A 13,034-nucleotide genomic window follows, 5' to 3' on the forward strand; every position below is an offset into this window, starting at 1 on the left:
ATTGTATCCTTTAAAAAATCACGGATCGAAAATGTCTGCTGACGCCATCTATATCGCGCTTGGCGCCAACCTTCCAGAAGGCGACCGCACGCCGCAGGAAACGCTGGCCCTGGCGATCGAGGCGCTGGCGGGCGAGGGGGTGTCTGTCGTTGCACGTTCCTCGGACTGGTCGAGCCCGGCCTGGCCGGATCCGTCCGACCCGCCCTATGTGAATGCCGTCGCCGAAATCGGGACAGAGCTTTCTGCCCGCGCACTGCTGGATCTGCTGCACCGGGTGGAAGCACGGTTCGGGCGCGAACGCAGTCAGCGTAATGCGCCGCGCACGCTGGATCTCGATCTGATCGATCATCGCGGCGCTGTTCTGAAGGGCGAGGACGGGCTGGAAATTCCTCATCCCCGGGCCACCCAGCGGGCCTTTGTTCTCCTGCCGCTGCAGGAGATCGCGCCCGGCTGGCACGATCCTGTGAGCGGCCGCAGCATTGCCGATCTGGTCGAGGCCTTGCCCCGGGCCGACCGCGATGCCATGTCAAAGCTGCAAACGGTTCCGCAGAAAGCGCCTTGAAGCCTTGCTTTTGCAGGGCGGCAGAGCTAGGAAACGCGGTTCCAACTCCAGCGCTGGTTCAAGGAGATCGCGCGCATGGCTCGCGTCACCGTCGAAGATTGCATCGATAAAATCCCCAATCGTTTCCGCCTCGTCCTGATGGCGGCGCATCGCGCTCGCAACATTTCGGCCGGTTCGGCGCTGACGATTGATCGCGACCGGGACAAGAATCCCGTCGTGGCGCTGCGCGAGATCGCCGACGAGACCCTCGACCTGGACAGCCTGAAGGAAAGCCTCGTGCACGGCCTTCAGCGCGTGCTGCCGAGCGAGGACGAGGAAGACGCCGCCAAGGAAGACGCCAAGCAGGACATGGAAGCCCTGCCGGCGCCGCCCGTCGAGCTCGACGAAGCGGAAATGCTCAAGGCGCTCCAGAACGACAGGGACGGCGCGCCTGACGGCCGTCTGTAGAGCGAATTGAACCACGGCGCGACGTCACCCGATCTGGCATCGCCGCCGCCCGCCATTCCCAGTGCGGACGAGCTGGTCGCACGCATCCATCGGTATTTTCCGAAGGTGGACGCTGACTATGTGCGGCGCGCCTATGATTTTGCCGAGGAAGCACACCGGCCGCAGCGGCGCCAGTCGGGCGAACCCTATTTTGCCCATGTCGCACAGGTCGCGATGATCCTCGCCGACCTGCGCATGGACGTGGCCACGGTGTGTACCGGGCTGCTCCATGACACGGTCGAGGATACGCCGGCGACGCTGGAAGACATTACCCGCGAATTCGGCGAGGAAACCGCCAGCCTGGTCGACGGCGTCACCAAGCTGGGCCAGATGGAATTGCGCTCCAAGCGCACCAAACAGGCAGAAAACCTGCAAAAACTGGTCGTCGCGATCTCGGCCGATGTGCGTGTGCTGATCGTGAAACTGTGTGACCGGCTGCACAATATGCGCACGCTGGGCGCCATTCCGCGGCCCGACAAGCGCGAGCGGATCGCCCGTGAAACCCTGGAAATCTACGCGCCGCTGGCACGCCGGATCGGTATCAACAGGGTCTGTGTCGAGCTGGAAGACCTGGCTTTCGAGCACATCAATCCGGCCGCTCACGAGTCGATCAACAAACGCCTCAAACTCCTGCGCGACGAACACGCCCAGGAAGTGTCGGCCGTCTCGCAGGCGATCACCGACCGGCTGGAGCAGGCGGGGATCGAGGCGCGGATTTTCGGACGCGAGAAACGGCCCTATTCGATCTGGCGCAAGCTGGAGCGCAAGGGGCTGACCTTCGAGGAAATCGCCGACATCTATGCCTTCCGCCTGATCGTGACGACGCCGGACGAGTGCTATCGCGCCCTCGGCGTGATCCACCAGGCTTGGCGGTGCATGCCCGAGCGCTTCCGCGACTTCATCTCGCTGCCCAAGCCGAACAATTACCGCTCGCTGCACACCACGGTGATCGGTCCGCACAATGTCCGCGTCGAGCTGCAGATCCGCACCGAGGAGATGGAGGCGGTGGCTGAAAGCGGTGTGGCGGCGCACTGGCGCTACAAGAACTCGACCTACAAATACGACCCCGCTGCCGCCCAGGCCGCCGGTGGCGATCCGCTGGAGCGGCTGCGGCCCTTCGTGGAAATCCTCAACCAGGGTGGCGATCCGGACGAATTCCTCGAGCATGCCAAGCTCGAGATGTTCGCCGACCAGGTCTACTGCTTCACGCCCAATGGCGATTTGATCTCGCTGCCGGCCGGGGCGACACCGCTGGATTTTGCCTACGCGGTCCACACCGAGCTCGGTCACACCACGGTGGCGGCCAAGATCAATGGCCGCGAACGCCCGCTGCGCACGCAATTGCGCAATGGCGATGTCGTGCAGATCGTGAAGGGCGGTGTGCGCCAGCCGCCGCAGGGCTGGGAAAACCTGGCCATCACCGGCCGCGCCCGGGCTGCGATCCGCCGCCTGATCCGCGAAAGCGAGCGCGACGAATTCCAGCGCATCGGCAAGATCATGGCCGAGCACGCCTTCCGCCGTGAGGGCCGCCAGCTGGTCGAGACCGATCTGGGCGATGCCCTGGCGCGGCTCGACCTGAAGGATGCCGAGGAGCTGTACGAGATGCTCGGCCGCGGCCGGGTTTCCTCCGGCGATCTGCTCAATGCGGTCTTCCCGGGCCGGCTCGACGAGCGCGGCGATGTCACCGATCGCGAACTGATCGAGGACGACAAGGCGCGCCTCTTCGTGCGGGGCCGCGGCCTCACACAGGGTGTGACGCTGCACTTTGCCGATTGCTGTTCGCCGCTGCCCGGCGACCGGATTGTCGGCCTTTTGATCCCCGACAAGGGGGTCGAGATCCACACGATCGACTGCGAGACGCTGGCCGATCACGAGGAAGACGAGATGGATCGTTGGCTCGACCTAGCCTGGACGGCCGAGGCCGAGGACAATGCGGTCTCCATGGCCCGCATCGAGGCGGTGCTGCACAACGGGCAGGGCGTGTTGGCCGAGATCGCCAAAACCGTGTCCGAGAATCGCGGCAATATCGCCAGCGTGAAGACGCGGCGGCGCTCGACCGATTTTTTCGACATGGAATTCGATGTCGAGGTGTTCGACACGCGGCACCTGGCCAATATCCTGGCGGCGCTGCGCATGTGCCCGTCGGTCGTTTCCGCCGAGCGCAAGCGCGCCGATCACGAAGAGAGCGAGGAATAGATGACACGCGACGAGGTTCTGGCCGAATTCCGCGCCGCAGGCGCCCTGCTGGAAGGCCATTTCATCCTGTCTTCGGGCCTGCGCAGCCCGGTCTTCCTGCAGAAGGCCAAGGTGTTCGCCGATCCGGCCCGGACGGAAAAACTGTGCCGCGCGCTCGCCGGGAAGGTGAAGGCCGAGCTCTCCGAACAGCCCACCGTGATCGTCTCGCCGGCCGTCGGCGGCATCGTTCCCGGCTATGAAACCGCGCGCCAGATGGGGCTGAAAGCCCTCTATGTCGAGCGCGAGAACGGTGAATTCACCCTGCGCCGCGGTTTCGAACTTTCCGCCGAGGACAAGGTTCTGGTGGTCGAGGACATCGTCACCACGGGGCTTTCCTCGCGCGAGTGCATCGAGGCGATCCGGGCGACCGGTGCCACCGTGCTGGCCGAGGCCTGCCTGGTGGACCGTTCCGGCGGTGAGGCCGATGTCGGCGTGCCGCTGATCGCGCTGACCGAATACAAGGTGCCGGCCTATCCGGCCGACCAGCTGCCGCCGGAACTGGAAGCCATTCCGGCGATCAAGCCCGGGAGCCGCGGACTGGCATGACGGTGCGTCTCGGCGTCAATATCGACCATGTGGCGACGATCCGGAATGCCCGCGGCGGGGCTCATCCCGATCCCGTGCGTGCGGCCCGGCAGGCCGCCGAGAGCGGGGCGGACGGGATCACGGCGCATCTGCGCGAAGACCGCCGCCACATCACCGATGCCGATATCGACCGGCTGATGGCCGAGATCGAACTGCCGCTGAACCTGGAAATGGCCGCGACCCCGGAAATGCTGGAGATTGCGCTGCGTCACAAGCCGCACGCCTGCTGCATTGTGCCGGAAAAGCGCGAGGAGCGGACGACCGAAGGCGGTCTCGATGTGGCCGCGGGCCATAACCATATCGCGCCCTTCGTGCGTCAGCTCGGCGAGGCAGGCATCCGCGTCTCGCTCTTCATCGAGCCGGACCCGGTGCAGATTGCCGTCGCCGAGGCGATGGGCGCCGCCGTGGTCGAACTGCATACGGGTGCCTATTGCGAGGCCGCTCTGGCCGGCGACACGGCCGGGCAGCAACGCCTGCTGGAACGGCTGGCGGAAGCTTCCGCAATCGCCCATGGGCGTGGCCTGGAAGTCCATGCCGGCCACGGCCTGACCTATGACACGGTGAAACCGGTCGCCGCCATTCCCGAGATCGCCGAGCTGAATATCGGCCACTTCCTGATCGGTGAGGCCATTTTCCGCGGTCTGCGCGAGACGGTCGAGACCATGCGCGGCCTGATCGCCGAAGCGCGGGCGGAGCGAAGCTGATGATCATCGGCCTTGGCTCCGACCTGATGGATATCCGCCGGATCGAGAAGTCGCTCGACCGGTTCGGCGACCGCTTCGTGCAGCGCGTCTTCACCGAGATCGAACAGACCAAATCCGAGGCGCGGCGCATGCGGGCGGCCAGCTATGCCAAGCGGTTCGCGGCCAAGGAAGCCGGGGCCAAGGCGCTGGGCACCGGGATTGCGCGCGGCGTGTCCTGGAAGGAGATCGGCGTCGTCAACCTGCCCGGCGGCAAGCCGACGCTTGCCTTCACGGGGCGGGCGCTGGACCGGCTGCGCATGCTGACGCCGCAGGGCATGGAGGCTCATGCCCATATCACCATCACCGACGATCATCCCTGGGCCCAGGCCTTCGTGGTGATCGAGGCCCGTCCGCTGGGCCACCATCTGGACGGCATGCTCCATGGCTGACGCGCAGAGCGAACTGGAAGTGCGCATCGGCTATGCCTTCAGGGACAAGAGCCTGATCGATCGCGCCCTGACCCATGCCAGCTATGGCGATGGCCGCAAGGGCGTGCGCTCCTATGAGCGCCTGGAATTCCTCGGCGACCGGGTGCTGGGCCTGATGACAGCGGAAGCCCTGTTCCGCCTGTTCGACAAGGCCAGCGAGGGCGCGCTGGCACCGCGTCTCAACGCACTGGTCAACAAGAATGCCTGCGCCGATGTCGCCCGCTCGATCGAGCTGGGCGAGGCGCTGAAAATGGGCCGGTCCGAGGAACGCGGCGGCGGCCGCAACAAGACCTCGATCCTCGGCGATGCCTGCGAGGCGCTGATCGCGGCGATCTATCTGGATGGCGGGCGCCCGGCGGCGCAGGCCTTTTATGACCGTTTCTGGGGACCGCGCATCGAGGCGCTGAAGGCCAAGCCGGAAAACCCCAAATCCGCCCTGCAGGAATGGGCGGCCCGTACCGGGCGCGGCGTGCCGCGCTATCAGCTCACCGAACGCTCGGGACCGGATCACCGTCCCGTCTTTACCGTCGAAGTCACCGTCTCGCCGCTCGATCCGGCGATCGGCGAGGGCGGTTCCAAACAGGCCGCCGAACGCGCTGCGGCCACCGCACTTCTCGAACGCGAAGGACAGCATGTCTGACACGCCCCAAACCCGCTGCGGCTTTGCCGCGGTCATCGGTTCTCCCAATGCCGGCAAGTCGACCCTGGTCAATGCCCTGGTCGGCGAGAAGGTCACCATCGTCACCCACAAGGTCCAGACGACCCGTTTCGCCGTGCGCGGCGTGGCGCTGGACGGGGCCAGCCAGATCGTGCTGGTCGACACGCCCGGCGTGTTCGCGCCCAAGCGGCGGCTGGACAAGTCGATGGTGGCAGCGGCCTGGAGCGGTGCCGAGGACGCTGATGCCATCGTGCACGTCGTTGATGCCGGTGCGCGGGCCCGGCTGGAGCATGGCGGTGCCAAGAGTGGCGACAAGCGCATGGTCGAGGACGACCAGCGCGTGATCGACGGACTGAACAAGACCGGCCGCAAGGCGATCCTGGCGCTCAACAAGATCGACATGATCGACCGGGACTATCTGCTGGCCATGTCGCAGGAGCTCTACGAAACAGGCGTCTATTCCGACGTCTTCATGATCTCCGCCAAGACCGGTTCCGGCGTCAAGCAGCTCAAGTCTTTCCTCGCCGGCCTGATGCCCGAGGGCGTGTGGCACTATCCCGAAGACCAGGTCGCCGACCTGCCTTCCCGCATCCTGGCCGCCGAGATCACGCGCGAGAAAGTGTATCTGCGCCTGCACGAGGAACTGCCCTACGCCTCCATGGTGGAGACCGAGGTCTGGAAGAAGCTGCGCGACGGCTCGATCCGAGTGGAACAGTCCGTCATCGTCGAGCGCGACACGCAAAAGCCGATCGTGCTGGGCAAGGGCGGCAGCGCCATCAAGGCCATCGGCGAGACGGCCCGCAAGGAGATGGAAGAGGTGCTGGGCTGCAAGGTCCACCTCTTCCTCAATGTGAAGGTCGACCCGAAATGGATGGCCCGCCGGTCGCACTACAAGGATGTCGGCCTGGATTTCGACGTATAGGTGCGTCGAGACTCGCTGCACAGTCTTCCCATGGAATGGCGTGACAAGGGCATTGTCCTCGCGGTGCGGCCGCATGGCGAGACGAGTGCCATCGTGGAAATCCTGACCGAGAGCCAGGGCCGGCATGCCGGCCTGGTCAAGGGTGCGCGATCGCGGGCCATGCGCCCCGTGCTGCAGCCGGGCAATCAGGTGACGGTGAGCTGGCGCGCCCGGCTGGCCGAGCATCTCGGCCTGTTCCAGATCGAGGCCGACCATCTTGGCGCCGGCGGCGTGATGGAGGACCGGGCCGCGCTCGCCGGTCTCAATGCAGCCTGCGCCCTCGCCGTGATGGCCTTGCCGGAGCGCGAGGCGCATCCGGCGGTGCATGCCGGGTTCGAGCTCCTGCTCTCCGCCTTCGAGGACGAGGATCTCTGGCCGGCGCTTTATGTGCGCTGGGAGGCGGGGCTGCTGTCGGATCTGGGCTACGGCCTCGATCTCAGGAAATGTGCTGTGACCGGAGAGACCGGGGATCTCAGCCATGTCTCGCCGCGCACCGGCCGCGCCGTGTGCCGCGAGGAGGCGGCGCCCTATGCGGCCAAGCTGCTGGAATTGCCGGGCTTCATGCGCGGCTCCGGCGCGATCGCCGAAGGCGATATCGCCAAGGGGTTGGACCTGACCGGCTATTTCCTCGAACGCCGCGTCCTCTGGCCCGTCGACCGTCAGCTCCCCGAAGCCCGCACCCGGCTGATCGCCGAGCTGGAGCGGATCGGGCGTCTCTAGCCGGGAGAGACTACTTCCGCACCCGCACTTCCCCCGGACTTGTTCCGGGGCCGGGTTGAAGCGACGCGGCCAGGCGCGCGCACCGATGATTCCTCCTGCATCGATGAAAAGCCTTCACCTTCGCCAGGTCCCGGAACAAGTCCGGGAAAACTGAAAAAGGGATGCTTCAGACAACGAGCGACCGCCGAAGCCTATACACCCAGCCCATCCAATCGCTCGGCCAGCGCTTCGGCCTCAACCACCGACAGAGGGCCCAGAGCTTCGTCCAGCGCCGGGCGATAAACCTCCCACATGGCCTTGCGCGCTTCGCGGCCGGCATCCGTCAGCCGTATCTGCAGGCCGCGGCCGTCTTCCGGACAGCGCAGCTTCTCCACCATTCCGGCTGTTTCCATCCGGGTGAGGAGGCGGGACAGATTGTGCTGCCGGATCAGCAGACGCGCCTCCAGTTCGACAGGACGCAGGCAGCAATCGCGCATCTTCTCCAATTCCCAGAGCACATCGTACCAGGCCAGCGGCGGGTGCCCGGCCTGTTTCAGCCGTGTCTCGACACGTCCGGAGACGCGGGTCCAGGCCCGGTTGAGCGCGATCCAGGCGCGGACCCGGGCGGAGGTGGTGGAAATTTTCTGATCCATGCACTTGCATATAGTTTGCCGGTTCCCATTTTTCATGCATCTGCATGAAAAGGGAAGTCCCATGACCGACGCTCGACCCCGGCTCCGCCTGATAAGCCACAAGCTCTGTCCCTACGTCCAGCGGGCCGCGATCGCGCTGGCGGAGAAGAAAATACCCTTCGAGCGGGTCGACATCGATCTGGCTGAAAAGCCGGGCTGGTTTCTGGATATCTCGCCCCTGGGCAAGGTCCCGGTCCTGCTGGTGGAAGACACGCCGATCTTCGAGTCCGCCGTAATCCTGGAATACATCGAGGATACGCTCGCGCCGGCCCTGCACCCAGATGACCCGCTCGAACGCGCCCGCCACCGCTCCTGGATCGAGTTCGGCTCGGCCCAGCTCAATCTGATTGCCGGCCTCTACAACGCCGCGGACCGCAAGGCTTTCCAGGACAAAGCCGATGCGCTGTCGCTCGGTTTTGCCCGGCTGGAAGGCGTGCTGGGCGAGGGACCGTACTTCGCCGGCGAGACCTTCTCCCTCGTCGATGCCGTCTATGGTCCCGTCTTCCGGTATTTCGACACGTTCGATGCGATCGGCGAGTTCGGCATTTTCACCGGGCTGGAAAAAGTGACACGCTGGCGCAAGGCTCTGGCAGAGCGGGCCTCGGTGCATGACGCGGTGAGCGACGGTTATCCGGAACGGTTGCGGGCATTTCTGATCGGGCGGGGGAGCTATATCTCGACTTTGCTGGAGGCGAGAGCCGAGCTGGTGTGACGGCGTTTGCCCACAGCAAATCCTGCGGCCGAACCCTGCTCGTTTGCTCCCATCCGCTATACTGATCCTCTCCGAATCACGAGGCGTTGAGGCATGGGCGATCATTTCGATCCGGATGGCGGGCACATTATCGAGGAGAAGTTCGAGGACGCGCTGTCGCGGCGCTATCTCGCCTATGCGCTCTCCACGATCACCCAGCGGGCCCTGCCGGATGCGCGCGACGGGCTGAAGCCGGTGCACCGGCGCCTGCTCTACGCCATGCGCGAGCTGAAGCTGAACCCGGACCAGGCCTTCAAGAAGTCGGCCCGCGTGGTCGGCGATGTGATCGGTAAATATCACCCCCATGGCGACCAGTCGGTCTATGAGGCGCTGGTCCGTCTGGCCCAGGATTTCGCCTCGCGCTATCCGCTGGTCGAGGGGCAGGGCAATTTCGGCAATATCGACGGCGATGGCGCGGCCGCCATGCGTTACACCGAAGCCCGCCTGACCAAGGCCGCCGAACTCCTTTTGCGCGATATCGAGCATGGCACGGTGGACTTCGAGGAGACCTATGACGGGTCCGAAAGCGAACCGCTGGTCCTGCCCGGTGCCTTCCCGAACCTTCTGGCGAATGGCTCGACCGGTATCGCCGTGGGCATGGCCACCTCGATCCCGCCGCACAATGTCGCCGAGATCTGTGCGGCCGCACTGACGCTGATCGACAATCCGGAGACCGAAACCGACGCGCTCCTGAAACATGTGAAGGGGCCGGACTTCCCGACCGGCGGCACGATCGTTGAATCGCCGGAATCGATCCGTGAGGCCTACGAGACCGGCCGCGGCGGTTTCCGCGTTCGCGCCAAGTGGGAGAAGGAAGATCTCGGCCGCGGCATGTGGCGCGTGGTGATCACCGAAATCCCGTACCTGGTGCAGAAGTCCAAACTGGTCGAGCGCATCGCCCAGCTGATGGACGCCAAGAAGCTGCCGCTGCTGGACGATATTCTCGACGAGAGCGCCGAGGATATCCGTCTCGTGCTGGAGCCGAAATCCAAGCTCGTCGATCCGGAAATGCTGATGGAGTCGGTGTTCAAACTCACCGATCTGGAAACCCGCATTTCGCTGAACATGAATGTGCTCGACCCCACCGGTACGCCGCGGGTGATCGGGCTGAAGGAGGTGCTGCAGATCTGGCTGGAGCATCGCCGCGAGGTTGCCGTGCGCCGGGCCGAGACACGCCTGGCCAAGGTGGAAGACCGGCTGGAAGTGCTGGCCGGCTATCTCATCGTCTATGCCGATCTGGACGAGGTGATCCGGATTATCCGTTTCGAGGACGAGCCCAAGGCCAAGCTGATCGAGACCTTCTCGCTGACCGAGCGCCAGGCCGAAGCCATCCTGAACATGCGCCTGCGGGCCCTGCGCAAGCTGGAAGAGCTGGAAATCCGCAAGGAAGACGAAGCACTCCGGGGCGAACGCAAGGTGTTGAAAGAACTGATCGGCTCCACGGAACGCCAGTGGGAGAAGGTGGGCCAGGAGATCGGCGAGGTCGCCGACTATTATGCCCAATCCACCCCGCTGGGCCGCCGCCGCTCGGCTTTCGGCGAGGCGCCGGACATTGCCGGCGATGCGCCGATCGAGGCCTTCGTGGTGCGTGAACCGATCACGGCTGTCCTGTCCGAGAAGGGCTGGGTCCGCGCGCTCAAGGGCCATATCAACGACGTCACCGAGCTGAAGTTCAAGGAGGGCGACCGTTCGGCCTTTGCCGTGAAGTGCGAGACGACGGACAAGCTCCTGATGTTCGCGACGGACGGGAAGTTCTACACGCTGGAAGCCTCCAAATTGCCGGGCGGGCGCGGTCATGGCGAACCGGTGCGGCTGCATGTCGACCTGCCCGAGGATGCCGCGCCGATCGGCCTGTTCAAATACGATCCGGAACGCACGCTTCTGGTAGCCTCCACCGGCAATACCGGTTTCCGCATCCAGGAGAAGGACTGCGTCGCCATGAAGAAGGGCGGCAAGCAGATCCTCAACCTGATGGCGGGCGACGAGGCGCTGCTGTGCATTCCGGCGATGGGCGATACTTGCGCGCTGATCGGCGAGAACAAGAAACTCCTGGTCTTCCCGCTGGAGGAAATCCCCCAGATGTCGCGCGGCAAGGGCGTGCGCCTGATGGGCGGCAAGGGCGCAAGGCTCGCCGATGCCACGACGTTCGCGGCGGAAGAGGGGCTGACCTGGCTCGACGGGGCCGGGCGGCGTTTCAATCTGGAAGACTGGCAATTGTGGACCGCCAAACGGGCGCAGGCCGGCAAGATGGCGCCGCGCGGCTTCCCGCGTTCGCTCCGCTTTGCGCCGCGCGGCTCGGAATTCCTCGCTTCACAGGCGAAGGCGGAATAGGTAAGTCTCGTAAGACATTCAACGTCCTGCCGACAGGAGACGACATATGGACGCCGGTATTATCCTTCTGATCCTCGTGATCGGCATCGGTATCTTCCTGGTCATGGTCTACAACCGTCTCGTCGCGCTGCGGCAGACGTGCAACCAGGCCTGGGGCGATATCGATGTGCAGCTGAAACAGCGCCACGATCTGGTGCCCAACATCGTGGAGACGGTGAAAGCCTATGCCGCGCACGAGAAGGACACGCTGGAAAACGTCACCAAGGCGCGCCAGCAGGCCATCGATGCGAACTCGCTGAAAGGCCTGGCCGAGGCCGAGAACATGCTCTCCGGCGCCCTGCGCCAGCTGTTTGCCTTGTCCGAAGCCTATCCGGATCTCAAGGCCAACCAGAACTTCCTGTCGCTGCAGAACGAGCTGGCGGACCTGGAAAACAAGATCGCTGCCGCCCGCCGCTTCTTCAACAATGCGGTCAACGAGTACAACACGGCGACCGAACAATTCCCGGCCGTGGTGATCGCCAATTCGATGGGCTTCAAGCAGCGCGAATATTTCGAGGTCGGCGAAGCCGAACGCGGTGCCCCGAAGGTGCAGTTCTAGGCCATGTTCCTGGGTGCGACCGGACTTCGCTCCCATATCTGGAACAATAATCTCAAATCCGTCCTTCTGCTGGCCGGGTTTCCCATTCTCTTGATCCTGCTCGGACTGGCGGTGACATGGCTCACCGTCGGCCTGGCAGACCCTTCTGCGGGCAGTTATGCCGGCAAGGGCGCCCAGCCCGATCTCATTGGCGCCGAACTCGCCCGCCTGCCGTCCATTGCGGCCTGGTCGCTGGGCCTGGCCGCCATCTGGTTCGTGATCGCCTGGTTCTTCCACCAGTCCATAATCAATGCGGCCACCGGCGCGCGGCGGGTCTCCCGAAAAGACGAGATCCGCGTCTGGAATCTCCTGGAAAATCTCTGCATTTCCCGCGGTCTCACCATGCCGCACCTGGCGGTGATCGAGACCCCGGCGCTCAATGCCTATGCCTCCGGCCTGCGCGAGGGCCAATACACGGTGACGGTGACGCGCGGTCTGGTGGACCGGCTCGACGATGCCGAGCTGGAGGCTGTGCTGGCGCATGAGCTTTCGCATATCCGGCACAAGGATGTGCGCCTGCTGGTGATCGCGATCATTTTCGTGGGGATCATCTCCTTTGTCGCCGAGATCGTCTTCCGGCGGATTTTCTGGTTCGGCCTGCGATCCGGCGGCGACCGCCGCTCCGGCGGGCGTTCGGGCGGGCTGGTGATCGTGGCCGCGCTGGCCATTCTGGCGGTCGCCTATCTTCTGGCCATCGTGATCCGCTTTTCGCTGTCGCGGCGCCGCGAATTCATGGCCGATGCCGGCGCGGTCGAGCTGACCCGTAATCCGGACGCCATGATCACGGCGCTGAACAAGATTTCCGGCCATGCCGAGATCGAGACGGCGCCGGACGAGGTGCGCGAGATGTTCATCGAGAACCCGAAAACCGGCTTCATCGGCCTGTTCGCCACCCATCCGCCAATCCCCAAACGCATCGAGATGCTGGTGAAATATGCTGGCGGAACACCGGCGCTCGGCCGGTCGAGCGTTCCCGAAATCTAGCCTTTTCAAGCAGGTATGGCGCCACGGCGTCTCCGCCTGGCGGTATGAGGATGTGCGGGATGCCGGCCGGAGCCGGAGTTTTATGTGTTTGTGTGAGTGGCGCCGGAGGCATCCCGCACACGGAGATTTACCCGGGTCCCCTGCGGGCCCCGTCTCGAAACCGGCGGGGACGGTCCGGTCGAGCTTTTTGCCGGTCGTCCCTGCCGATGGCCTCGCCGGAGCCTGCCGTGGTCAACCCGGCAGGCGCGGACAAGCTCCGTACTCTTTGCACCCCCGGATAAC

General features: G+C 64.8%; 14 protein-coding genes. 13 read left to right on the plus strand and 1 reads right to left on the minus strand.

Annotated features, from left to right (window positions below; translation table 11 throughout):
* The first annotated feature begins 31 nt into the window (after nt 1-31).
* The 9 genes from folK (at nt 32) to recO (ending at nt 7,378) form a co-directional block, all read left to right on the plus strand.
* Nucleotides 32-562 carry a 2-amino-4-hydroxy-6-hydroxymethyldihydropteridine diphosphokinase gene (folK, locus tag JJ918_RS13720; protein ID WP_291888380.1) on the plus strand — a complete coding sequence of 177 codons (531 nt, stop codon included), beginning with the start codon at nt 32-34 and terminating at the stop codon, nt 560-562.
* Nucleotides 563-637: 75 nt separating this feature from the next.
* Nucleotides 638-1,009 (plus strand): DNA-directed RNA polymerase subunit omega, encoded by a 372-nt coding sequence (gene rpoZ, locus JJ918_RS13725; protein WP_291888384.1) that lies wholly within the window; start codon nt 638-640, stop codon nt 1,007-1,009.
* Nucleotides 1,010-1,015: 6 nt separating this feature from the next.
* Nucleotides 1,016-3,244, plus strand: a complete 2,229-nt coding sequence (locus tag JJ918_RS13730; RefSeq protein ID WP_291888386.1) for a bifunctional (p)ppGpp synthetase/guanosine-3',5'-bis(diphosphate) 3'-pyrophosphohydrolase — start codon at nt 1,016-1,018, stop codon at nt 3,242-3,244.
* The gene (gene pyrE / locus JJ918_RS13735) at nt 3,245-3,829 is read left to right on the plus strand and encodes an orotate phosphoribosyltransferase (RefSeq protein WP_291888387.1); all 585 of its coding nucleotides are present in this window, start codon (nt 3,245-3,247) and stop codon (nt 3,827-3,829) included.
* Complete coding sequence (locus JJ918_RS13740) at nt 3,826-4,572, plus strand: pyridoxine 5'-phosphate synthase (protein ID WP_291888388.1); 747 nt, start codon at nt 3,826-3,828, stop codon at nt 4,570-4,572. Before pyrE ends, JJ918_RS13740 begins: the two co-directional genes overlap by 4 nt.
* Nucleotides 4,572-5,000 carry a holo-ACP synthase gene (acpS, locus tag JJ918_RS13745; RefSeq protein ID WP_291888391.1) on the plus strand — a complete coding sequence of 143 codons (429 nt, stop codon included), beginning with the start codon at nt 4,572-4,574 and terminating at the stop codon, nt 4,998-5,000. The genes JJ918_RS13740 and acpS overlap by 1 nt, the downstream gene beginning before the upstream one ends.
* Nucleotides 4,993-5,679, plus strand: coding sequence for a ribonuclease III (gene rnc, locus JJ918_RS13750; protein ID WP_291888392.1), 687 nt, complete (start codon nt 4,993-4,995; stop codon nt 5,677-5,679). Before acpS ends, rnc begins: the two co-directional genes overlap by 8 nt.
* Nucleotides 5,672-6,619: a GTPase Era gene (gene era / locus JJ918_RS13755; protein ID WP_291888395.1), complete on the plus strand. Its 948-nt coding sequence runs from the start codon at nt 5,672-5,674 to the stop codon at nt 6,617-6,619. The genes rnc and era overlap by 8 nt, the downstream gene beginning before the upstream one ends.
* Before the next feature lie 30 nt (nt 6,620-6,649).
* Complete coding sequence (recO, locus tag JJ918_RS13760; protein WP_291888397.1) at nt 6,650-7,378, plus strand: DNA repair protein RecO; 729 nt, start codon at nt 6,650-6,652, stop codon at nt 7,376-7,378.
* 191 nt (nt 7,379-7,569) lie between these two features.
* Here recO and JJ918_RS13765 read toward each other — a convergent pair whose 3' ends face one another.
* On the minus strand, nt 7,570-8,010 hold the full coding sequence (locus tag JJ918_RS13765) for a MarR family winged helix-turn-helix transcriptional regulator (protein WP_291888400.1): 441 nt from the start codon (nt 8,008-8,010) through the stop codon (nt 7,570-7,572).
* A gap of 61 nt (nt 8,011-8,071) precedes the next feature.
* Between JJ918_RS13765 and JJ918_RS13770 the strand changes: the two genes are divergently transcribed.
* From JJ918_RS13770 to JJ918_RS13785, 4 genes are all read left to right on the plus strand, one after another.
* A complete protein-coding gene (locus tag JJ918_RS13770) occupies nt 8,072-8,761 on the plus strand; it encodes a glutathione S-transferase family protein (protein WP_291888403.1) in 690 nt (229 codons plus the stop codon).
* 93 nt (nt 8,762-8,854) lie between these two features.
* A complete protein-coding gene (parC, locus tag JJ918_RS13775; RefSeq protein ID WP_291888406.1) occupies nt 8,855-11,131 on the plus strand; it encodes a DNA topoisomerase IV subunit A in 2,277 nt (758 codons plus the stop codon).
* Between the two features lie 46 nt (nt 11,132-11,177).
* Nucleotides 11,178-11,729 (plus strand): LemA family protein, encoded by a 552-nt coding sequence (locus tag JJ918_RS13780; protein ID WP_291888408.1) that lies wholly within the window; start codon nt 11,178-11,180, stop codon nt 11,727-11,729.
* 3 nt (nt 11,730-11,732) lie between these two features.
* Entirely contained in the window at nt 11,733-12,752 is a 1,020-nt protein-coding gene (locus JJ918_RS13785) for a M48 family metallopeptidase (protein WP_291888411.1), read from the plus strand.
* Nucleotides 12,753-13,034 lie beyond the last annotated feature (282 nt).

The organism is Maricaulis sp. (assembly GCF_017642925.1).
Taxonomy (GTDB): domain Bacteria; phylum Pseudomonadota; class Alphaproteobacteria; order Caulobacterales; family Maricaulaceae; genus Maricaulis.

Bases quoted from the DNA above. Each gene is read 5' to 3' on its own strand.
- folK (WP_291888380.1), top strand. From the start codon at position 32: ATGTCTGCTGACGCCATCTATATCGCGCTTGGCGCCAACCTTCCAGAA.
- rpoZ (WP_291888384.1), top strand. From the start codon at position 638: ATGGCTCGCGTCACCGTCGAAGATTGCATCGATAAAATCCCCAATCGT.
- pyrE (WP_291888387.1), top strand. From the start codon at position 3,245: ATGACACGCGACGAGGTTCTGGCCGAATTCCGCGCCGCAGGCGCCCTG.
- JJ918_RS13740 (WP_291888388.1), top strand. From the start codon at position 3,826: ATGACGGTGCGTCTCGGCGTCAATATCGACCATGTGGCGACGATCCGG.
- acpS (WP_291888391.1), top strand. From the start codon at position 4,572: ATGATCATCGGCCTTGGCTCCGACCTGATGGATATCCGCCGGATCGAG.
- rnc (WP_291888392.1), top strand. From the start codon at position 4,993: ATGGCTGACGCGCAGAGCGAACTGGAAGTGCGCATCGGCTATGCCTTC.
- era (WP_291888395.1), top strand. From the start codon at position 5,672: ATGTCTGACACGCCCCAAACCCGCTGCGGCTTTGCCGCGGTCATCGGT.
- recO (WP_291888397.1), top strand. From the start codon at position 6,650: ATGGAATGGCGTGACAAGGGCATTGTCCTCGCGGTGCGGCCGCATGGC.
- JJ918_RS13765 (WP_291888400.1), bottom strand. From the start codon at position 8,010: ATGGATCAGAAAATTTCCACCACCTCCGCCCGGGTCCGCGCCTGGATC.
- JJ918_RS13770 (WP_291888403.1), top strand. From the start codon at position 8,072: ATGACCGACGCTCGACCCCGGCTCCGCCTGATAAGCCACAAGCTCTGT.
- parC (WP_291888406.1), top strand. From the start codon at position 8,855: ATGGGCGATCATTTCGATCCGGATGGCGGGCACATTATCGAGGAGAAG.
- JJ918_RS13780 (WP_291888408.1), top strand. From the start codon at position 11,178: ATGGACGCCGGTATTATCCTTCTGATCCTCGTGATCGGCATCGGTATC.
- JJ918_RS13785 (WP_291888411.1), top strand. From the start codon at position 11,733: ATGTTCCTGGGTGCGACCGGACTTCGCTCCCATATCTGGAACAATAAT.